The organism is Nocardia sp. NPDC050697, assembly GCF_040654395.1.
Classification (GTDB): domain Bacteria; phylum Actinomycetota; class Actinomycetes; order Mycobacteriales; family Mycobacteriaceae; genus Nocardia.
Map to the genome: position 1 here is coordinate 222,409 of NZ_JBFAHY010000008.1, position 20,000 is coordinate 242,408.

Genomic DNA, 20,000 nt, shown 5'->3' on the forward strand with positions numbered 1-20,000 from the left:
CCGTAACTCCGCCGCCGGAGCCCCGGCGGATGCCGCGCCGCAGCGTGAGAGCGCTGTAGCACATCCGTAGCATCCGCCGCGGGCCGCGGCTCCGGCTAGTAGACGGGCAGGCTCTTGTCCACCTGCTTGGCCCAGGCGATCACGCCGCCCTGCAGGTGCGTGGCGTCGGCGAAGCCCGCCTGCTTGAGCGCGGCCAGCGCCTCCGCCGAGCGGATCCCGGTCTTGCAGTGCAGCACGATCGGGCGGTTCTGCGGCAGCTCGGCGAGCGCCTCGCCGGAGAGGATCCGGTCCTTGGGGATGAGCGTGGCCCCGTCGATGTGCACGATGTCCCACTCCACCGGCTCGCGCACGTCGATCAGCTCGACCTTGTTCTCCGCCAGCAGCGCCTCGAGCTCGCGCGCGGTGATGGTGGAGCCGGCGGCGGCCGCCTGGCCCTCGTCGGAGACGACGCCGCAGAAGGCGTCGTAGTCGATCAGCTCGGTGATCGGCTGCCGCTGCGGGTCGCGGCGCAGCTTGATGGTGCGGTAGTTCATGTCCAGTGCGTCGTAGACCATGAGCCGGCCGAGCAGCGGCTCGCCGATGCCGGTGAGCAGCTTGATCGCCTCGGTGACCATGACCGAGCCGATGGAGGCGCAGAGCACGCCGAGCACGCCGCCCTCGGCGCAGGAGGGCACCATGCCCGGCGGCGGGGCCTCCGGGTAGAGGTCGCGGTAGTTGATGCCGCGGCCGTCGGGGGCGTCCTCCCAGAAGACCGAGACCTGGCCCTCGAAGCGGTAGATCGAGCCCCAGACGTACGGCTTGCCCGCCAGCACCGCGGCGTCGTTCACCAGGTAGCGGGTGGCGAAGTTGTCGGTGCCGTCCACGATCAGGTCGTACTCGCGGAAGAGCTCGACGGCGTTCTCCGGCTCCAGCCGGATCTTGTGCAGCCGGACGTCGATCCCGGAGTTGATCTCCAGGATGGAGTCGCGCGCGCTGTCCGCCTTGGGCCGTCCGATGTCGGACTCGCCGTGGATGACCTGGCGCTGCAGGTTGGAGGCGTCCACCTCGTCGAACTCGACGATGCCGAGCGTGCCGACGCCGGCCGCGGCCAGGTAGAGCAGCGCCGGGGAGCCGAGCCCGCCCGCGCCGATCACCAGGACCTTCGCGTTCTTCAGCCGCTTCTGCCCGTCCACGCCCAGATCCGGGATGATCAGGTGGCGGCTGTAGCGGGCCACCTCGTCCCTGGTGAGCTCGGCGGCCGGTTCGACAAGTGGCGGCAGCGGCTTCGGTGATGACACGTCAAGGGCTCCTCGCGTCGATGGCCGGTGAATTTCTCCGTGCAACGCCGGTGACCGGCCGGTTCTTCCCGGCCATCGTCGCGCACCCGGAGCGTGCGTTCACCCCCGGGGGTACGGCCAGGGGTTGAAGCGGCAGCGCTTGCCGTCCATGGGAACCACCCCGCTCGGGTCCAGCGTGGCGATGGCGTTGTTGTCGGTGCCGAAGGTCTGCTGCATCATCACCGGCGCCAGCCCGCCGTCGGTCTCGCACGGCTGGTGCTGGTGGTAGCCGATGGCGTGGCCGATCTCGTGGTTCACCAGGTACTGCCGGTAGGAGCCGATATCGCCCTCGAAGGCGGGGGCGCCGCGCACCCAGCGCGCCTCGGAGAGCACCACCTGCTCGGAGTCGGCGTTGTAGCAGGACGAGTCGATGGGGATATCGAAGCCGCAGGCCTTCCTGGTGCTCGCCCTGGTACTCAGCGCCACCCTAAAATCGGCGTCGCCCCGGTCCACCCGGCGGAAGCCGAAGCGCGAATCGTGGCCCCAACTCTTGGGGTTGGCGAGCGTGGAGTCGACCATCGTGGCGACCGCCGCGTCCCCACCGTAGGCCGCGGTGTCCACCCCGTCCTCCACCTCGACGGTGTAGGTGAAGACGTACTGCGTGCCGTGGCCCACCTGCCCGGTGCCGCCCGGCACGACGCGCCAGGTGCCCGCGCCGACCTCGGTGAACGGCCCGCCGTCCGGCAGCGCGCCGGTGGGCAGGTCGGCCGGGAACTTTCCGTCGCCGGGCGGTGCGCCGATGATGCCGACGTCGTCGGCGCGCGGGCTCAGCGTGCCGAAGCCGGGCACCCCGTTCGCCACCACCGCGGGCGGCCCGCCGCCGCGCACCGCGTCCACCCCGACCAGCACGGTCACCATGAGCAGCACCGGCAGCGCGTAGGCGCGCCAGCCGTAGGTCGAGAGGAACCGCCGGACGGGCCCGCGGCGCGGCTCCGGTTCGTCTGCGAGCGGGCCGTCGGCGGCGGGATTCCAGCTCGCGGCGAGCGGCTGGCGGGAGCGATCCGGCGGGCTGTAGAGCACGGGCGGGGCCCCACCGGCCGCGACGGGAAGGCGGTCGAGCTCGGCGCCGGATGGTGGTTCCGGTCGGTCGGTCACGGAAGACAGACTCTCACAGCGGCCAGTCTGCCCCGAATCGCCGCATGCCGCAGCGGTGTTGGGCCGGTAATCACGGGCGGGCACGAGCGGCGGGCGACAATTGGTATCGTGCTTGGGATACCCGGTGCAAACCCCATTCTTGCCGGGGCGCCGACTGGGAGAGCCGAAATGACTGACCTCGTGGATCGGATGGCGCGTAACTCGTCGCCCGATCCCCAGCCCGCGGGCAACCGCGGTGCGACCGCGACCAAACGTGGCACCAGGCTGCCGCGCGATGAGCGCAGGCAGCAGCTACTCCAGGCCGCGAGTGAGGTCTTCGTGCTCCGTGGCTACCACGCCTCCGGGATGGACGAGATCTCGCAGTGCGCAGGAGTGAGCAAGCCGGTGCTGTACCAGCACTTCACCAGCAAACTCGAGCTGTACGTCGCCGTGCTGCAGAACTACGTCGACATGCTGGTCTCCAGCGTGCGCCAGGCGCTGCGCTCGACCACCGACAACCGGCAGCGGGTGCGGGCGGCGGTGCAGGCGTACTACGACTTCGTCGACAACGAGCAGCAGGGCTTTCGGCTGGTCTTCGAGTCCGACCTGACCAGCGAGCCGCAGGTGCAGCGCCGGGTCGAGCAGGCCACCGAGGCCTGCGTGGACGCCGTCTTCGACGTGGTGGCGCACGACTCCGGGCTCGACCCGTACCGGGCCCGCATCCTCGCGGTCGGGCTGGTCGGCGCCAGCCAGTTCACCGCGCGGTACTGGCTGGAGGCGGACCGGCCGATCCCCAAGGAGGAGGCGGTGGACACCACCGTCGCGCTGGCCTGGGGCGGGCTCTCGCACGTTCCGCTGCAGCACCCGCTCGAGCGGCCCTGACCCGACGACGAGGGCCCCGCACCGAATCGGTGCGGGGCCCTCGTCGTGGGCGATCGGTTCAGACCGCGGCGAAGCCGACCCGGCCCGCGGCGGAGGTGCCGATCTCGACGTAGGCGACCTTAGCGGACTGGATCAGGTACTTGCGGCCCTTCTCGTCGGTGAGCGCCAGCACCCCGTTGTCGCCGCCGAGCGCGCCGCTGACCAGGGACTCGACCTCGGCCGGGGTCTGCGAGCTGGCGATCACGAGCTCCCGCGGGCTATCCGAAATACCGATCTTGACCTCCACGGTCAACCTCCGAACCTAGAGTCCTGTGCTGTCGATCCCAGGCTAGTCGAGCACGTCACCGGGGCGGCACACGGCCGCTGTGCTGTCAGCGAACAGTTCAGGCGGGCTCCACCAGCTGGATCTCCAGCTCGATCTTGACCGTGCTGCTCAGGAAACCCGGCGCGGGCGCGCCGACGCCGAGCGCGGTGCGGTCGATGCTTCCGGTGGCGGAGAAGCCGGCGTGCAGCTTCTCGTCGCCGGGGAACTGCTGCACGCCGCCCCACTCCACCTCCAGCGTCACCGGGGTGCTCTTGTCGCCGAGCGTGGCCTCGCCCTCGACGGTGAAGCTCTCGGCGACGCGCACCGGGGCGGCGGCGCGGAAGGTCAGGGTCGGGCGGTTGGCGACGTCGAGGAAGTCGGCGGTGCGCACGTGCTCGTCGCGGGCCGGGTTGCCGGTGTCGAAGGAATCCAGCGCGATGGTGGCGCCGAGCGTGGCCAGCCCGGCCTCGTCGACGGCGAACTCGGTCTGGAAGGAGGTGAACCGGCCGCGCACCTTGGCGATGCCGAGGTGCCGGACGGTGAAGCCGACCGAGGAGTGGTTGGCGTCCAGGGTCCAGGCGCCGGGCTTCAGCAGGGTGTCGTTCGTGCTCGTGGTCATGGCTCCACGCTGCCCGTACCGGGCGGGGGTACCAAGGCCGCGGTTATCCTGGCCCCGGCAGGGCCAGGCTGGGGCTCCCCGGATTGGGCATCATGGAGCGATGTCAGGCAACAGGTTCGCCGAGTTCCTCGTCGCGCGCAGGGCCGAGCTGCGCCCCGCCGACGTCGGGCTGCCCGGCGCGGGCCGGCGCCGGACGCCCGGGCTGCGCCGCGAGGAGGTCGCCGTGCGCGCGGGGGTGAGCGTCGACTACCTGGCCCGGCTGGAGCAGGGGCGGGACAGCAATCCGTCGATCGCCATCGTGGACGCGCTCGCGAACGCACTGCTACTCGACGACGCGCAGCGGCACCACTTCGGAATGCTCGCGCTGACCGCGGGCCGGGAGGATCGCTGCCCCGGCGCGCACGCGCCCGCGCGGGTGGTGCCTGCGAGCGTCGAGGCGATCATCCGGGCGCTCGATCCGACGCCCGCCTTCGTGCTCGGCCGCGGGCTCACGGTACTCACCGGCAACCGGGGCTGGGAGGAGTTCGCCGCGCCGCTCGGCCTGCTCGACCACCCCGGCGACCTGGCCTACTGGGTCTTCCGGCACGAGGCCGCGCACCGGGTGCTGCGCAACCGGGCCGCCGTCGCGGAGGCGTTCACCGCCCAGCTCTACCGGGCGAGCATTCGCTGGCCGGCGGACCGGGAGCTGCGCGAACTCGTCGACGGTCTGCGGGGGATCCCCGAGTTCGCGCAGCGCTGGGCGCCGCGGCTGGCCGCCGAGCCCGCGCCGACCCCGCTGCGGCTGGAGCACCCCGCGCACGGCGCCGTGACGATCACCATGGAGACGCTGGAGACGCAGCGCGACCACACCGTCGTGGTGTGGCTGCCGGACCGCGCGCTCACCCGCGAGCCAGGGCTGCGCCTCGTGCACGGCGACCGCGCGGTCAACGAGTAGCGGCGAGGCCGCGCACCCGGGCCCGGCCCGCACCCGGCCGAGTACCGACCCGGCGACGCCCAGGACCGCGCGGTCCGGGACGGTCTCAGAGACCGAGCGCCTCCATGCGGGCGGCGTGCCCGGCCTGCATGCGCTCGATGAGCTTCGCCATGCCGTTCAGATCGCCGGTGGCGCTGAGCACGAGCTCGGTGAGCTCGTCCCGCTGCGCCATCACGTACTGCGCCTGGGTGATCGCCTCGCCGAGCAGCCTGCGCCCCCAGAGCGTGAGCCGATCGCGCTCGGAGCGGTTCTCCTGCACCGCGTTCCGCACCTCGTCGACGACGAACTGCGAGTGCCCGGTCTCGGCCAGCACATCGCGCACCACGGCGCCGACCTCGGTCGGCAGCGCACCCGCGATCTCGGTGTAGAAGTCGGCGGCGATCCCGTCGCCGACGTAGAACTTGACCATCGACTCCAGCCAGGTGGAGGGGTCGGTGGAGGCGTGGTAGTCGTCCAGGGCGCGGATGAAGGGGTCCATGGCCGCGTACACGTCGACGCCGCGCTCGGCGAGCGCCGCCTCCAGGGTGCGGAAGTGCCCCATCTCGGCCGCCGCCATCTTGGCCGCGAGCACCTTGCCGGAGAGCGTCGGGGAGAGCGCGGCCTCCTCGGCGAGCCGGTAGAAGGCGGAGATCTCACCGTAGGCGAGGACCGCGAAGAGATCGTTCACCCCGGGGTGCTCCGCGGCCACGGCCGGCTCGGACGAGGACACGTCGGCAGGCGACTCGACTCCCATGCGCACCAGACTAGCCCGCTACCCGACCGGCACGACCCCGCCCGGCACCGCGACCTGCTCGGCGAGGAATCCGTCCAGGTGCGACCAGGTGGTAGCCGAGGCATCCGGGCCGGTCAGGATGCCGAGATGGCTGCCGGGGGCGGTCTCGTACCGCACCGAGCGGGCGCCGGTCAGGGTGCGCAGCCCGGACCGCACCGCGCCCGCCGCGGTGATGGCGTCGCGCGGGCCGCCGATCAGCAGCACCGCCGCGGTGACGTCGGCCAGCGCGATCCGGCGCGCGCCCAGCCGGAGCACGCCGGACTCCAGGTCGCCGGCGAGCACGAAGCGGCGCCAGACCTGGTCCATGAAGCGGCCGGGGTAGCCGGCCATATCGGCGAGGAAACGATCGATGGTCTGCATCTTCGCCAGCGCCTCGGTGTTCGCCAGATTGCTCGCGACGAAGAACGGCCTGGTGAGCTCGCGGTCCCAGGCGGAGAGGCGGTAGGAGAGCCGGGTCAGCGGCGCGGGCACCCCGCCCGCGGCCCGGATCGCCGCCGAGGTGAGCTGCCCGCCGGTCGGCGCGGCCAGCAGCCGGAGCTGCGGCACGCCGAGCATGCGGCCGTAGTCGAGCGGCGAGCCGACCGCGGTGACCGAGCGGATCGGCAGCTCCGGGTGCGCGGCCGCGGTGAGCAGCGCGAGCGTGCCGCCGAGCGACCAGCAGACCAGGTCCACCGGCTCGCCGCCGCGCTCCGCCGAGGTGCGCAGCACCGACTCCGGCAGGATGCGGTCGATCCAGTCCTCCAGCCCCATCCGCCGGTCGGCGTACCCCACCGGCCCGTAGTCGACCAGGTACGGCGCCCGGCCGGTGCTGCCGAGGAACTCGACCACGCTCTGCCCCGGCCGCAGGTCGAAGCAGCTCGCCGGGGCGGCCAGCGGCGGCACCAGCAGCACCGCGGGGGCGTCGGCCGGGGCCGCGTGGTGGTAGCGGCGCAGCGTCAGGTGCGGCTCGACGTGCAGCACGTCGGAGGGGATCGGCTCGGGCGCCCCGACGCCGGAGCCGAGCGGGGTCAGCGCCAGCGCGTTGCGGGCGGCGCGGGTAACAGCGGCGACGATGCTCACCGCATCAATGTCGCACATCACGATACCGTCGGTACCGGGTAGTTGGGTTTCGTGCCGAGGATCACTCGCGCCGCAGCCCGACCGGGCTCACCGCCGGGACGATGCCGCGCTGCACCGCGTCGACCAACGGCGCCAGCGAGGTGGTGAGCTCGGTGGCGGCATCGCTCGGCAGCGCGGCCAGCGCGCCGTTCCAGGCCGCCTCGTCGGTGACCCGCTCGACCCGCTGCAGCAGCGCGGCGCCGCTGCCGGTGAGCGTCGGGCCGTCCGGCTCGCCGGAGACCAGCCCGGCGGCGCGCAGCTCGTCGACCGCGTCCGCCCACTCCCGCTCGCTGACGCCGCGCGCGGGCCGGATCACCGAGACCGGCACCTTGCCCGCCGCCGCCTGCAGCACCAGCGCCTGCCGCCCGGTGACGCCCGCCCCGACCAGCGCGGCCACGTGGCCGTCGCCGCGGTGCTCGCGCAGCGCGGTGGCCAGCTGCCAGAGCGCGGCGACCGGGTCGGCGGGCAGCGGCAGCGCCGCGTTGGCGGCGAAGAGCGGGCGGCCGGTGGGGTCGGCGGCGCGCTGCACCGGCGCGAGCAGCTCGACCGCGCGGGCGCACTCGGCGGCACCGGCGCCCGCACCGCGGAGCAGCGCGGTGGCGATCTCCGAGCGGGCGGCCAGGCAGGTTTCCGGGGTCGCGCGGGTCCAGGCGTCCGGCAGCGCCCTGACGACCATGTCGCGGTGGAATCCGGCGAAGGTGGCGAGCACCGCGGCGGGCGCGACGGCGCCGAGCGGCGCGGCCCGGAAGGCGAAGTAGGTCTGCCAGTAACCGCGCAGCCCGACGGCGGTGCCCGCCTCCTTCACCCCGGACCCGAAATACACCACATCGTGCAGCGGTTCGAGCGTCGTCCAGATTCGCCGGGCCGGATGAATTGCCATGAGCCGCAGCGTACGTGGGCGTTCGCCGAGGACAAACCGCCGGGCGATCGCAATTGTGCGAACCCGGCATTCCGAGCGCGGAACAATAGCACGCTACAATCATTGCGGACAACGGAAGTTTGCCGGGGCGACAACTCGGCGAAACACCACCCGAACTCGGGACTCCGTTGCCGGGAAATGTGCGCGCACCGAATCCGCGGCACCGCCGCGCCGCGCCGACGATCCCTCGAGCAGGCCCCCGTCCAGGGGCTGCCTGCCCCGATCGTCCGGCAGCGAGCCGAGCAGGTGTCGACCGAGGAGAAACGTGGTCGTCGCGGGCCGCCAGGCCCGGCACCTCGTGCGCGCTGATGCGATCGACGAGGAAAGGCACGAACCTGAGCAAGATCACTGTCGAACAGGAACCGGGGCTGGCGGATACGCTGCTGACCGCCGAACTGGATGCGACGCACGCCGCCCCGACATTCGCCGAATTGGGGGTTCGCGACGAAATCGTCCGCGCGCTCACCGAGATCGGAATCGAACGTACTTTCGCCATTCAGGAACTCACCCTGCCGCTGGCGCTCGCGGGCGAGGACCTGATCGGCCAGGCCCGCACCGGAATGGGCAAGACCTTCGGCTTCGGCGTCCCGCTGCTGAACCGGATCGCGAGCGCCGACGGCACCGCGCCGCTGGACGGCACCCCGCGGGCACTGGTCATCGTGCCCACCCGCGAGCTGTGCATCCAGGTCACCCAGGACCTGGAGAACGCGAGCAAGTACCTGCGCAACCACCAGGGCCCGCTGCGGGTCACCTCGATCTACGGCGGCCGCCCGTACGACTCGCAGATCGCCGCGCTGCGCTCCGGCGTCGACGTGGTGGTCGGCACCCCCGGCCGGTTGCAGGACCTGGCCGACCAGCAGCACCTGATCCTCGGCAAGGTCGGGGTGCTGGTGCTGGACGAGGCCGACGAGATGCTCGACCTCGGCTTCCTGCCGGACATCGAGCGGATCCTGACCATGGTCCCGGAGAAGCGGCAGACCATGCTCTTCTCGGCCACCATGCCGGGCCCGATCATCACGCTGGCCCGCACCTTCCTCACCCGGCCCACGCACATCAGGGCCGAGGAGCCGCACGACTCCGCCATCCACGAGCGCACCACGCAGTTCGTCTACCGGGCGCACGCGCTGGACAAGGCGGAGCTGGTCGCGCGGGTGCTGCAGGCGGAGAGCCGCGGCGCCACCATGATCTTCACCCGGACCAAGCGGACCGCGCAGAAGGTCGCCGACGATCTGGCCGAGCGCGGCTTCGCGGTCGGCGCGGTGCACGGCGACCTCGGGCAGATCGCGCGGGAGAAGGCGCTGGACCGGTTCCGCAACGGGAAGATCGACGTGCTGGTCGCCACCGACGTGGCGGCGCGCGGCATCGATATCGACGACGTCACGCACGTCCTCAACTACCAGTGCCCGGAGGACGAGAAGACCTACGTGCACCGGATCGGCCGCACCGGGCGGGCCGGGCGCACCGGCGTCGCCGTCACGCTCATCGACTGGGACGAGCTGAACCGCTGGGCCGCCATCGACAAGGCGCTCGGGCTCGGCATGCCGGAGCCGGTCGAGACCTACTCGCGCTCGCCGCACCTCTTCGCCGAGCTCGGCATTCCGGAGGGGGTCACCGGAACCCTGCGCAAGGCGCGGGTGGAGCGGGACGAGGACGCGGTCGTCGTCGAGCGGCCGGCGCGGGAGCCGCGCAGCAGGTCGCGGCGGCGGACGCGGGCCGGGCAGCCCGTCGACGGCGAGGCCGATGGCACCGCCGTTGCCGATGTCGATGCGGGTGATGCGCCCGCGCGCAAGCGGCGCCGCAGGCGGCGCGCCGGGGATGCGCCGGTCGCCGACGGGTCCGGCGTCGACGTCGCCGATACCCCCGCGGACGTGACGGCGCCCGCCGGCACCGCCGAGGCCGACGGCGACACGGAGTCCGATGACGCCGCCGACAAGCCCGCCCGCCGGCGCCGCAGGCGGCGCAAGCCGTCCGGCGAGACCGCCACCCCGGCCGAGGCCACCGCCGAAGCCTGAGTTCGCACCCGCCCGCCGGCGCACCATCACGGTGCGCCGGCGGTCGCGTCTCCGGAGCATCGACATCCGTCCGGCCGCTGCCGGGAACACCGAGTGCAACCCGCGCCGCACGCCCCGTCGCGCCGGACGCGACGAACCGCGCTCCGTCGCGCCGGGCGCGGCACAACCCCTGCGCTACGCTCGCTGGCGTGCTCGAACCCGAGCGGCGAACCCGCGCCGACCTCCTGACCGCCGCCGGGATCGCCGCGCTCGTGCTGCTCGCGACCCTGGTGGTCTGGGTGAACTCGGGCGCGCGGCAGACCGAATCGGCGACGGCGGCGACGACCGTCGCGCCCCCGCCCGCGGCGGGCACCGTCCCGGCCGCGCTGCGCGAGCTGTGGCAAGTGCCCGACCCGGTCTCGACCCGGGTCCTGGTCGCGGGCGCGGTGCTGATCACCGGCGAGGGCGGCACCGTCACCGGCCGCGACGCGACCTCCGGCGCCGAGCTCTGGCACTACCGCCGCGACCTCCCGCTCTGCGGCCTGGAGACCCAGTTCGGCACCGTCATCGCCACCTACCGCGACGACCGCGGCTGCAGCGAGACCACCATGCTCGCCGCCGACACCGGCGCCCGCCGCACCGCGCGCAGCAGCTACGCCGACGGCGCGATCCGGCTCACGGTGGACGGCACCTACACCCTCGCCACGGGCGACCGCAGGCTGGAGGTGTGGCGCTCCGACCTGGTGCGCACGCTGGAGTACGGCTACGTCGACGCCCCGGTGAACGTGAAGACCCAGCCGCGGCGCGACTGCGAGCTGCGCTCGGCGGCCTCCTCCGCGTCCCGGCTCGCGGTGCTGGAGCGCTGCCCCGGCGACGCCTCCGCCCGGCTCACCGTGCTCGATCCGGCGCCGAAGGACAACACCGTGCCCGAGGAGTTCGGCTCCCGGGTGCTCACCTCCCCCGGCGCGGACGCCCCCGGCGCCAGGGTGCTCGCGGTGACCGAGAACCGCATCCTGGTCGCGCTGCCCGGTGGTCCCGGCCCGGACGGCACCGTGGCCGCGCCCCGGCTGGAGGTCTACGACGGCACCGGCAACGGCGTCACCACGCATGAGCTCTCCGCGCCGCTCGCCGACTCCGCGGCGCTCACCCGGATCGGCTCGGCCGCGCTGCTCTTCACCGGCAACAGCGTGATCGCGCTGAACGTCACCTCGTTCGACCCGCTCTGGGTGGCGCCGGAGGCGATCGGCACGCCCGCGACCATGGCGGGCAGGCTGCTGCTGCCCGCGCCCGGCGCCGTCCTCGTCCTCGACCCGCTCACCGGCGAGGTGCTCGGCCGGATCCCGGTCGACCGCGGCGCGAGCACCGGCCCGGTGGCGCTCGCGGTGAGCGGCTCCACCGTGCTCGAGCTGCGCGACGGCCGGGTGCACGCCCTCGGCTGAGCACGGGGGGACATGATGGGAGCCATGTCCGCACTCGACGAGGCCAGGCTGGTCCTGCTCCGGCACGGCGAGACCCCGTGGTCGACGCTGCGCAAGCACACCGGCCGCACCGACCTGCCGCTGACCGCGCTCGGCGAGCACCAGGCCGCGGTCGCCGGCCCGGTGCTGGCCGGGCTCGCCCTGCGCGCCCCGCTCGTCCTGACCAGCCCGAGGCGGCGCGCCGTCCACACCGCCGAGCTGGCCGGGCTCACCCCGGACGGGGTGGACGCGGAGCTCGCCGAGTGGGACTACGGCGACTACGAGGGCCGCACCACCGAGGAGATCAGGGAGACCGTGCCGGACTGGACCATCTGGACCGGCGCGGTACCCGGCGGTGAATCGGCCGCGCAGGTCACCGCGCGCGCGGACGCGGTGCTGGACCGGATGCTTCCGGTGCTGGCCGGGCGTGACGTGGTGCTGGTCGGCCACGGCCACTTCTCCCGCGCGCTCATCGCGCGCTGGAACGAGTTCCCGATCGTCGAGGGGCGGCGCTTCTCCATGGTCACCGGCGGCGTCTCGGTGCTCGGCTTCGACCGCGACGTCCGCACCCTGCTCGCGCACAACCTGGCCGGCCCGGCCCCCGCACCCGAAGGAGCTCCCGAGTGATCCGCCGCGCAGTCCCCGCCGACATCCCCGCCATCGTCGGCCTCGTGCACGACCTCGCCGCGTACGAGAAGGCCGCCGACGAGTGCACGCTCACCGTCGAGCAGCTGCACGGCGCGCTCTTCGGCCCGGCCCCCGCGCTCTTCGCGCACGTGGCCGCGGAGCCGGACGGCCGGGTGGTCGGCAGCGCCATCTGGTTCCTGAACTTCTCCACCTGGGACGGCGTGCACGGCATCTACCTGGAGGATCTCTACGTCACCCCGGAGGCCCGCGGCAGCGGGTACGGCAAGGCCCTGCTCACCGCGCTCGCCGCCGAGGCGGTCGACAAGGGCTACAGCCGAGTGGCCTGGTCGGTGCTCACCTGGAACACCCCCTCGCTGGAGTTCTACCGCGCCCTCGGCGCCGTCCCCCAGGACGACTGGATCGGCTACCGCCTCGCCGGCACCGCCCTCACCGACCTCGCCGCCACCGCCGGCTGATGGACGCCGCCGCCGCGATCGCGCTGCAGGAGCGGCTGCGGCACGAGGTGGCGATCACCCCGCTCCCCACCGCCATCCGCACCGTCGCCGGGCTGGACTCCGCCTACACCGAGGCGGGCGCGGTGGCCGCCGCCGTCGTCGTCCTGGACGCGGCCACCCTCACCCCGGTCACCACGGCCGTCGCCCACGGCCACACCGATTTCCCCTACCTGCCCGGGCTGCTCGCGTTCCGCGAGCTCCCCACCGCGCTGCGCGCCCTGGAACAGCTCAGCACCCCGCCGGACGTGCTGGTCTGCGACGCGCACGGGCTGGCGCACCCGCGCCGCTTCGGCCTCGCCTGCCACCTCGGCGTGCTGACCGGGCTGCCCGCCGTCGGCGTCGCCAAGAACGCGTGGGGCGAGCACGCCGAGCCGGGCCGCGAGCGCGGCGCCGCCGCCGACGTCACGGTGGACGGCGAGGTGGTCGGCCGGGCGCTGCGCACGCGGGAGGGGGTCAAGCCGGTGTACGTCTCGGTCGGGCACCGCGCCGATCTGGACTCCGCCTGCGCGCTCGTGCTCGGCCTCACCCCGGCCTACCGGCTCCCGGAGACCACGCGGCGGGCCGATCGGCTGTGCCGGGACGCGCTGCGCGCCGGCGGCTGACTCAGGGCGCCTCGACCCCGTACTCCGCCGCCATCCAGCGATTCGTGCCCGGCGCGAAGAGCAGGACCAGGGCGCCGACCACGACCACCCCGAGCAGGGCGCCGTAGAACGGCTGGTGCGAGTCGGTGAGCAGCGACCAGGTGACCGGGAGCAGCAGCACCTGGGCGATCACCGCGATGGCGCGGCCCCAGCGCTGCCCGGCGAGCAGCGCGATCCCGGCGGCGAGCACCGCGCCGCCGAGGATGCCGAACCACGCGGCGGTGCCGTACCCGCTGGCCTGGCTCTGATCGTGGCCCTGCAACCCACGCACGACCAGCACGATCACCACCACCACCGCCACCGCGCCCTCCAGCGCCACCAGGGCCCCTGCCCCGCGCACCGAGTTCGGCGTCGCAGTGCGCGCACCCTGCCCGGAGACCTCGTTCTCGTCGCTGTCGACCACCCGCCCAGCCTAGCGAGGGCCGCCCCGGCGGCACTGGCGCGATCCGCCAACTAGGCTTCCGGTGTGCGGACGCTGCTCATCGTCAACCCCAACGCCACCTCCACCACCGCCGCGACCCGCGATCTGCTGGCGCACGCACTGGAGAGCCGGACCCAGCTGACCGTCGCGCACACCCAGCACCGCGGCCACGCGGCCGAGCTGGCGCAGTGGGCGTCGACGAACGAGATGGACCTGATCGTCGTGCACGGCGGCGACGGCACCGTCAACGAGACGATCAACGGCTTCCTGCCGCTGCCCGAGGTGGACGACGGCCAGGCCTGGCTGCCCCGGCTCGGCGTGATCCCGGGCGGCTCGGCCAATGTCTTCGCCCGCGCGCTCGGCATCTCGCCGGACCCGGTGACCGCGACCAACCAGCTGATCGGGCTGCTCGGCACCGGCTCCGACCGCCGGATCGGGCTCGGCCTCGCCGAGGACCGCTGGTTCACCTTCAGCGCCGGGGTCGGGCTGGACGCCGAGGTCTGCGCGGCGATCGACGCGAGCCGGGCCAGGGGCAGGGCCGCGACCCCGGCGCGGTACGTCCGCACCACCATCCGCGAGTTCTTCCGGGCGAAGCGCCGGGAACCGAAGGTCCGGCTGCACATCCCCGGCCACGCACCCATCGACGATGTGCATTACGCCTTCGTCACCAACACCACACCGTGGACCTATCTGGAGAGCACCCCGGTGCACACCAACCCCGGCACCAGGTTCGAGACCGGGCTCGGGCTCTTCGCGGTCCGCACCACCGCCGTCGCGCCCACCCTGATGCTCGCCGCGCAGCTCCTCAGACCGGCGGGAAACCCCAAGTCACGCAACCTTTTCCGGGACGACGACGTGAAGTCCGTCCGGGTCGAGGCGCGGGAGCCGATCGGGCTGCAAATCGATGGCGACTACCTCGGCCAGCGCACCGCGGTGGAGTTCACGGCGGTGCCGGACATGCTCGGCGTCATCGCCCCGCCGCCGCTCCCCCGGGTGTGATCCCGGCCAAACCCGCATGGTTGGGCTGCACAAACCGGGTATAGCGAGTACAAAGGACCGGGCAGGATCCCCGAGGGGTTTCTTCGCAGCGTGAGCTTCCACACGGTGCACCGCGGACCTATTGACATCTACGGTGTTCGTGAAAGCATTCACAAGCAACCGTGCGGAAACATTCGATACGCACAAGTGAACTGATCACCAACAAAGCACAGCGTCTTTCGGGGCGCCCATGACAAGGAGCAGAGGAATGGACTGGCGCCACAATGCCATCTGTCGCGACGAGGACCCCGAACTGTTCTTCCCGGTGGGTAACAGTGGTCCTGCGCTCGCGCAGATTGCTGATGCCAAGCTGGTCTGCGCTCGCTGCCCTGTCACTGCCGACTGCCTGTCCTGGGCCCTGAAGTCCGGGCAGGACGCCGGCGTGTGGGGTGGTATGAGCGAGGACGAGCGCCGGGCGCTGAAGCGTCGCAACGCCCGCACCCGAACCCGCACCGTCGTCTAGTTCTCGACGGCCGGCTGAACCCGAGCCCAGCCCGGCTCGGTGGATGCCACCGGCCCGGCACCCCCGTGGTGCCGGGCTTTCTTGCTTCCGCGGCCCGGTCGCCTAGCGCCCGGGACGCCTGCCGAGCGGCACCCGGAGCACCGCGTCGGTGCCGATGTCGGCGCCGGGGTGCAGCCCGATCGAGCCGCCCAGCTCGGCGGTCACCAGGGTGCGCACGATCTGCAGCCCGAGCCGGTCCGACGCCTCCAGGCTGAAGCCGGGCGGAAGGCCGCGGCCGTCGTCGCTGATGATCACATCCAGCCAGCGCGCGGAGCGCTCCGAGCGGATGGTGACGGTGCCGTTCTCGCCGGCGTCGAAGGCGTGCTCGATGGCGTTCTGCACCAGCTCGGTCAGCACCATGACCAGCGGCGTCGCCCGCTCGGCGGAGAAGACGCCGAGCGAACCGGCGCGCCGCACCTTGATCCGCGCGGTGTGCACGGTGGCCACGTCGGCCATGATCGGCAGCAGCCGGTCCACCACCTCGTCGAGATCGACCTCCTCGTCCACCGACATGGAGAGCATCTCGTGCACCGAGGCGATGGAGGTCACCCGGCGCACCGACTCGGTGAGCGCGACCTGCGCCTCGGGGTTCTCGGTGCGGCGGGCCTGCAGCCGCAGCAGCGCCGCCACGGTCTGCAGGTTGTTCTTCACCCGGTGGTGGATCTCCCGGATGGTCGCGTCCTTGCTGAGCAGCGCGCGGTCCCTGCGCTTGACCTCGGTGACGTCGCGCACCAGCACCGCGGCGCCGGCCAGCTCGCCGTGCGGGCGCAGCACCAGGGTGCGCAGCAGCACGGTCGCGCCGCGCGCCTCCACCTCCATCCGCCTGCCGGTGCGCCCGGCCAGCGCGGCCTGGATGTCGCCGACCACCTCCTGCGCGTCGAACGGGTCGGTGACCAGCGAGCGCGTGGTGATGGCGAGGTCCTGCCCGGCCAGATCGCTCTGCAGCCCCATCCGGTGGTAGGCCGAGAGCGCGTTCGGGCTGGCGTAGACGACGGTGCCGTCGGTGTCCAGCCGGATGAAGCCGTCGCCCGCGCGCGGGCTGGAGTGCGTTGCCGCGCGGTCCTCGGTGGTCGGGAAGGTGCCGTCGGCGATCATCTGGCACAGGTCGTCGGAGCAGGCCACGTAGGCGGTCTCCAGCGCGCTGCGGGCCCGCGAGCGCTGCTGGTCGGTGTCCCGGCTGAGCACCGCGATCACATCGTCGCCGCAGCGCACCGGGATGGCCTCGCGCACCGCGTGCGAGGGGTGCGGGTGGTAGACGCCCGCGGCCTCCACCTCGCTGTCCGCCCGGACGATCCGCCCGGTGCGCAGCGCCTCGAAGACCTGCGCGTGCTCGTCCCTGGAGGCGGCGGTGCCGACCCGGTCCTCGAGGTGCACGGTGGGCGCGGTGGTCGGGCGGCACTGGGCGACGCAGACGATGTCGGCGCCGTGGTCGATCGGGCCCGCGCCGACCCAGAGCAGCAGGTCGGCGAAGGAGAGGTCGGCCAGCAGCTGCCAGTCACCCACCACCCGCTGCAGGTGGTCGACGGCGAGGCCGGGGAGGTCGGTATGTTCCGCGAGCAGCTCGCTCAGAGTGGCCACGAACGCCCCGGATCAGGAGATGACGGCGATCAGATCGCCCTGCTGCAGGACCTGGCCCGGCTCGACCGCGATCGAGGTGACCTCGCCGTCCGACTCGGTGATCACCGGGATCTCCATCTTCATGGACTCCAGCAGCACGAGGGTCTGGTCGGTCCGCACCGTGTCACCCACCGCGACCTCGACGGTCAGCACCGTGGAGACCATCTCCGCCCGCACTTCCTCAGCCATGACACCCCGTCCTCGCATCGGCCCATCCGCTGCGGTTACAGCCAACCACACGTGGAAGAATGGCCGTGAATCAGTCAGAAGGGAGACTACCTATGGGTAAGCGCGGACGTAAGAAGCGCAGCCGCAAGGGGAACGCGGCCAATCACGGCAAGCGGCCCAATTCCTGAATCGCGGCCGGAACGCACGAGCGGCACGCTCCTCCACCGGAGGACGCGTGCCGCTCGTTTCTCGTCTCAGCCCTGGTCGGTGCTCTCGATCCGGGTGATCGTGACCGATCGCCTGATCTCCAGCGTCAGCCGGTCGCGCAGCGAGGCGGGCGCCCGGTCGCCGCCGCACTTGCGGCTGAGCAGGCTCTTGATCTTCTCCTCGATGCCGTACGCCTCGATGCACGGCGAGCAGTGCTCCATGTGGTGCTGCAGCCTGGCCCTGGTGGCGGCGTCGCACTCGCCGTCCAGCATGAGCCAGACGTCGGTGAGGACCGCGGTGCAGTCCAGCTCCAGGTCGGGTTCGGGCGTGCCCTCGTCCAGCTCGCTCACTGCCTGACCTCCTGCCGATCCGCCCGGTTGAACCCCCGCTCGCGCGCCACGTCGGCGAGCAACCCCTTGAGCTGCTTCCGCCCGCGGTGCAGCCGGGACATCACCGTACCGATCGGAGTGCCCATGATCTCGGCGATCTCCTTGTACGGGAAGCCCTCCACGTCGGCGTAGTACACCGCCATCCGGAACTCCTCGGGGAGTTCCTGCAGCGCCGCCTTGATGTCGTCGTCCGGCAGCGCGTCCAGCGCCTCCACCTCCGCCGAGCGCAGCCCGGTCGAGGTGTGCTCGGCCGTCGCCGCGAGCTGCCAGTCGGTGATCTCGTCGGTGGGGTACTGCGCGGGCTGCCGCTGCTTCTTGCGGTAGGAGTTGATGTAGGTGTTCGTCAGGATCCGGTAGAGCCAGGCACGCAGGTTGGTGCCCTCCTTGAAGGACTTGAAGCCCTGGAATGCCTTGACGTACGTCTCCTGCACCAGGTCCTCGGCGTCGGCCGGGTTCCTGGTCATCCGCAGCGCGGCGCCGTAGAGCTGGTCCAGCAGCGGCAGCGCGTCGCGCTCGAACCGCTCGGACCGCGCGTCGTCGCTCTCCTGTCCGGCGCCGCTGTCGTCCGCGGGGCCGGCTCCGGTGTCATCGTCGCTCGTCACACGAATCCCTTCGGTCGCCGTACCCGCCAAATCTACCGGCAGGTCCGAGGCGACCGGGAACCGCAGGTCATTCGGCGAAGCCGCGGCCCACGCCGGGCGTTCCTCGACCAGAACGGGCACCACTCCTCCTTCGGTTGGTTCGCTCTCACGGCGTGCAACGCCGCGAGCACCGCGCGGTGTTCCCGCTACCGTTGCGCACATGGCCGGAGCCTCCACCCCCGCGATCAAAGCCCTGACCGCCGCGCGCGTCGCGCACCGGGTGCACGCCTACGGCCACGATCCGCGCGCCGATTCCTACGGCACCGAGGCGGTCGACGCGCTCGCCGGCGAGCTCGGCATCGCCGCCGGGCAGGTCTTCAAGACCCTGGTGATCAGCCTGAACACCGGCGGGCTCGCGGTGGCCGTCGTCCCGGTGCCGCGCTCGCTCGCGCTCAAGGCGGCGGCCGCGGCGCTCGGCGCCGCCAAGGCGGTCATGGCGGATCCCGCCGCCGCGCAGCGCGCGACCGGCTATGTGCTCGGCGGCATCTCCCCGCTCGGTCAGCGCAAGCGGCTGCCGACCGTGATCGATGACTCCGCGCTCGGCTGGGACCGGGTGCTGTGCAGCGCCGGGCGCCGCGGGCTGGAGATCGAGCTCGCCCCGGCCGATCTGGTCCGGCTCACCGCGGCGAGCACGGCGGCGATCGCCGCCTGAGCGGCGCCGCGCCCGCCCGATCGCGCCGGACGACCACCGGCACCGCGCGGACCCGCGATTCCGCCGCCACGCTCTGGGTATACGTGATCCGTATCACCGCGTCCGCGCCGAACCGAGGAGTGACATGTCCGCGTCCCGCCTGCTCGCCGCCCTGTTCACCGCCACCGCACTGACCGGTCTGGCGGGCGCGCAAGCCACCGCCGCGCCCGCGGTGACCCCGGTTGCCGACTTCCCCTTCGACGGCAAGGGCGCGGACGACGCCCCGAACCCCGGCGACCGGGCCGCGGACTACGGCGGCAACCTCGCCGCCGAGCTCATCGACCTGCTCGCCGACGCCGCCAAGTGCGGGCTCGCCGTCGCCAACCCGGCGGTGCAGTGCCCGCTCTGACCCTCAGAGCAGGCTGATCTGCTCGGACCGCTCGCTCGGCCGCACCGGCGCGAGCAGCTCCGGCCCGTTGTTCCGCACGCTGTTCACCAGCGGCGACACCGGGCGCGGCACGATATCCGCGACCGTGGCCGCCGCCGGGGTGGCGAGCAGCTCGGCCGGGGCCGGGTGGTCCGGGTCCAGCCAGGCGTCCCAGTGCTCGCGCGGCATGGGCAGCGGCATCCGGTCGTGGATCCGGGTCAGCTCGCCGACCGCGTCGGTGGTGAGGATGGTGCAGGAGAGCAGCGGCGCGGAGTCCGGCACGGCGCGGTCCCGCCAGACCGACCACAGCCCGGCCATGTACAGCCGCTCCCCCTCGGCCGCGGCCATGAAGTACGGCTGCTTGACGGCCTTGCCCCTGCCTGCGCCCGGCTCGACCAGCCACTCGTACCAGCCGTCCATCGGCACCAGGCAGCGCCGCTTCTTGACCGCGTCCCGGAAGGACGGCGTGGTCGCGGCCTTGTCGGCCCGCGCGTTGAACAGCGGCTTCCCCTTGACCGGAACACCGGGCTCGGCGGCCTTCGCCCACAGCGGGATCAGCCCCCAGCGCATCCGGCGCACCCGCAGCCGCGGCTCGTCGTCGGGGTGCTCGTGGTCGTGTCTGCGCACCACCGTGAGCACCTGGGTGGTGGGGGCGACGTTGTAGTTGGGCGTGGTCTCCACCGCCTCGACCTCGTCGATGGCGTCCAGCTCCGCTGCCAACCGCCCTGGATCGGTCGTGGTCGCATATCGTCCGCACATGCCTCGATAGTC

The 20,000-nt window shown here is 72.8% G+C and carries 24 protein-coding genes; 11 read left to right on the forward strand and 13 right to left on the reverse strand.

Annotated elements, in window-relative coordinates:
* Nucleotides 1-95: 95 nt before the first annotated feature.
* A complete protein-coding gene (gene moeZ / locus AB0H71_RS26250; RefSeq protein ID WP_357026066.1) occupies nt 96-1,277 on the reverse strand; it encodes an adenylyltransferase/sulfurtransferase MoeZ in 1,182 nt (393 codons plus the stop codon).
* A 99-nt stretch (nt 1,278-1,376) separates the two neighbouring features.
* Nucleotides 1,377-2,336, reverse strand: coding sequence for a DUF3152 domain-containing protein (locus tag AB0H71_RS26255; RefSeq protein ID WP_357026338.1), 960 nt, complete (start codon nt 2,334-2,336; stop codon nt 1,377-1,379).
* Nucleotides 2,337-2,579: 243 nt separating this feature from the next.
* Between AB0H71_RS26255 and AB0H71_RS26260 the strand changes: the two genes are divergently transcribed.
* The gene (locus tag AB0H71_RS26260) at nt 2,580-3,272 is read left to right on the forward strand and encodes a TetR/AcrR family transcriptional regulator (RefSeq protein ID WP_357026068.1); all 693 of its coding nucleotides are present in this window, start codon (nt 2,580-2,582) and stop codon (nt 3,270-3,272) included.
* A 58-nt stretch (nt 3,273-3,330) separates the two neighbouring features.
* Here the strand turns inward: AB0H71_RS26260 and AB0H71_RS26265 are convergent, their stop codons facing one another.
* Both AB0H71_RS26265 and AB0H71_RS26270 read right to left on the reverse strand, forming a co-directional pair.
* Complete coding sequence (locus AB0H71_RS26265; RefSeq protein WP_357026340.1) at nt 3,331-3,558, reverse strand: DUF3107 domain-containing protein; 228 nt, start codon at nt 3,556-3,558, stop codon at nt 3,331-3,333.
* Between the two features lie 97 nt (nt 3,559-3,655).
* Nucleotides 3,656-4,195 carry a YceI family protein gene (locus tag AB0H71_RS26270; protein ID WP_357026070.1) on the reverse strand — a complete coding sequence of 180 codons (540 nt, stop codon included), beginning with the start codon at nt 4,193-4,195 and terminating at the stop codon, nt 3,656-3,658.
* 100 nt (nt 4,196-4,295) lie between these two features.
* Between AB0H71_RS26270 and AB0H71_RS26275 the strand changes: the two genes are divergently transcribed.
* Nucleotides 4,296-5,129, forward strand: coding sequence for a helix-turn-helix transcriptional regulator (locus AB0H71_RS26275; RefSeq protein WP_357026072.1), 834 nt, complete (start codon nt 4,296-4,298; stop codon nt 5,127-5,129).
* A gap of 85 nt (nt 5,130-5,214) precedes the next feature.
* Here AB0H71_RS26275 and AB0H71_RS26280 read toward each other — a convergent pair whose 3' ends face one another.
* Genes AB0H71_RS26280 through AB0H71_RS26290 form a run of 3 tightly spaced genes read right to left on the reverse strand, consistent with a single transcriptional unit; the run spans nt 5,215 to nt 7,918 of the window.
* On the reverse strand, nt 5,215-5,901 hold the full coding sequence (locus AB0H71_RS26280) for a ferritin-like fold-containing protein (RefSeq protein WP_357026074.1): 687 nt from the start codon (nt 5,899-5,901) through the stop codon (nt 5,215-5,217).
* An 18-nt stretch (nt 5,902-5,919) separates the two neighbouring features.
* The gene (locus AB0H71_RS26285) at nt 5,920-7,017 is read right to left on the reverse strand and encodes an alpha/beta hydrolase (protein ID WP_357026076.1); all 1,098 of its coding nucleotides are present in this window, start codon (nt 7,015-7,017) and stop codon (nt 5,920-5,922) included.
* Between the two features lie 43 nt (nt 7,018-7,060).
* Nucleotides 7,061-7,918, reverse strand: a complete 858-nt coding sequence (locus AB0H71_RS26290) for a hypothetical protein (RefSeq protein WP_357026078.1) — start codon at nt 7,916-7,918, stop codon at nt 7,061-7,063.
* Between the two features lie 344 nt (nt 7,919-8,262).
* On the opposite strand from AB0H71_RS26290, the gene AB0H71_RS26295 reads away from it, so the two are divergent.
* The 5 genes from AB0H71_RS26295 (at nt 8,263) to AB0H71_RS26315 (ending at nt 13,149) form a co-directional block, all read left to right on the forward strand.
* Nucleotides 8,263-9,969, forward strand: a complete 1,707-nt coding sequence (locus AB0H71_RS26295) for a DEAD/DEAH box helicase (protein WP_357026342.1) — start codon at nt 8,263-8,265, stop codon at nt 9,967-9,969.
* 188 nt (nt 9,970-10,157) lie between these two features.
* On the forward strand, nt 10,158-11,387 hold the full coding sequence (locus AB0H71_RS26300; protein WP_357026080.1) for a hypothetical protein: 1,230 nt from the start codon (nt 10,158-10,160) through the stop codon (nt 11,385-11,387).
* A 24-nt stretch (nt 11,388-11,411) separates the two neighbouring features.
* Nucleotides 11,412-12,032, forward strand: coding sequence for an acid phosphatase (locus AB0H71_RS26305; RefSeq protein ID WP_357026082.1), 621 nt, complete (start codon nt 11,412-11,414; stop codon nt 12,030-12,032).
* Nucleotides 12,029-12,508 (forward strand): GNAT family N-acetyltransferase, encoded by a 480-nt coding sequence (locus AB0H71_RS26310; RefSeq protein WP_357026084.1) that lies wholly within the window; start codon nt 12,029-12,031, stop codon nt 12,506-12,508. The genes AB0H71_RS26305 and AB0H71_RS26310 overlap by 4 nt, the downstream gene beginning before the upstream one ends.
* Complete coding sequence (locus AB0H71_RS26315) at nt 12,508-13,149, forward strand: endonuclease V (RefSeq protein ID WP_357026086.1); 642 nt, start codon at nt 12,508-12,510, stop codon at nt 13,147-13,149. Before AB0H71_RS26310 ends, AB0H71_RS26315 begins: the two co-directional genes overlap by 1 nt.
* A 1-nt stretch (nt 13,150) precedes the next feature.
* On the opposite strand, the gene AB0H71_RS26320 is transcribed toward AB0H71_RS26315, so the two are convergent.
* Entirely contained in the window at nt 13,151-13,591 is a 441-nt protein-coding gene (locus tag AB0H71_RS26320; RefSeq protein ID WP_357026088.1) for a hypothetical protein, read from the reverse strand.
* Nucleotides 13,592-13,654: 63 nt separating this feature from the next.
* Here AB0H71_RS26320 and AB0H71_RS26325 point away from each other — a divergent pair, with 63 nt between their 5' ends.
* On the forward strand, nt 13,655-14,608 hold the full coding sequence (locus tag AB0H71_RS26325) for a diacylglycerol kinase family protein (protein ID WP_357026090.1): 954 nt from the start codon (nt 13,655-13,657) through the stop codon (nt 14,606-14,608).
* 247 nt (nt 14,609-14,855) lie between these two features.
* Nucleotides 14,856-15,110: a WhiB family transcriptional regulator gene (locus AB0H71_RS26330; RefSeq protein ID WP_067659745.1), complete on the forward strand. Its 255-nt coding sequence runs from the start codon at nt 14,856-14,858 to the stop codon at nt 15,108-15,110.
* Nucleotides 15,111-15,212: 102 nt separating this feature from the next.
* On the opposite strand, the gene AB0H71_RS26335 is transcribed toward AB0H71_RS26330, so the two are convergent.
* The 4 genes from AB0H71_RS26335 to AB0H71_RS26350 form a co-directional block, all read right to left on the reverse strand.
* Complete coding sequence (locus tag AB0H71_RS26335; protein ID WP_357026092.1) at nt 15,213-16,727, reverse strand: histidine kinase N-terminal domain-containing protein; 1,515 nt, start codon at nt 16,725-16,727, stop codon at nt 15,213-15,215.
* 12 nt (nt 16,728-16,739) lie between these two features.
* Nucleotides 16,740-16,955: a biotin/lipoyl-binding carrier protein gene (locus AB0H71_RS26340; protein ID WP_067659739.1), complete on the reverse strand. Its 216-nt coding sequence runs from the start codon at nt 16,953-16,955 to the stop codon at nt 16,740-16,742.
* A 233-nt stretch (nt 16,956-17,188) separates the two neighbouring features.
* Complete coding sequence (gene rsrA / locus AB0H71_RS26345; protein ID WP_357026094.1) at nt 17,189-17,491, reverse strand: mycothiol system anti-sigma-R factor; 303 nt, start codon at nt 17,489-17,491, stop codon at nt 17,189-17,191.
* Nucleotides 17,488-18,132 (reverse strand): sigma-70 family RNA polymerase sigma factor, encoded by a 645-nt coding sequence (locus tag AB0H71_RS26350; RefSeq protein ID WP_357026095.1) that lies wholly within the window; start codon nt 18,130-18,132, stop codon nt 17,488-17,490. Before AB0H71_RS26350 ends, rsrA begins: the two co-directional genes overlap by 4 nt.
* A 199-nt stretch (nt 18,133-18,331) precedes the next feature.
* On the opposite strand from AB0H71_RS26350, the gene ybaK reads away from it, so the two are divergent.
* Nucleotides 18,332-18,823 (forward strand): Cys-tRNA(Pro) deacylase, encoded by a 492-nt coding sequence (gene ybaK, locus AB0H71_RS26355; protein WP_357026097.1) that lies wholly within the window; start codon nt 18,332-18,334, stop codon nt 18,821-18,823.
* Between the two features lie 124 nt (nt 18,824-18,947).
* Nucleotides 18,948-19,211 carry a hypothetical protein gene (locus AB0H71_RS26360; RefSeq protein ID WP_357026099.1) on the forward strand — a complete coding sequence of 88 codons (264 nt, stop codon included), beginning with the start codon at nt 18,948-18,950 and terminating at the stop codon, nt 19,209-19,211.
* Nucleotides 19,212-19,214: 3 nt separating this feature from the next.
* On the opposite strand, the gene AB0H71_RS26365 is transcribed toward AB0H71_RS26360, so the two are convergent.
* Nucleotides 19,215-19,988: an SOS response-associated peptidase gene (locus AB0H71_RS26365; protein ID WP_357026101.1), complete on the reverse strand. Its 774-nt coding sequence runs from the start codon at nt 19,986-19,988 to the stop codon at nt 19,215-19,217.
* Nucleotides 19,989-20,000: the final 12 nt, after the last annotated feature.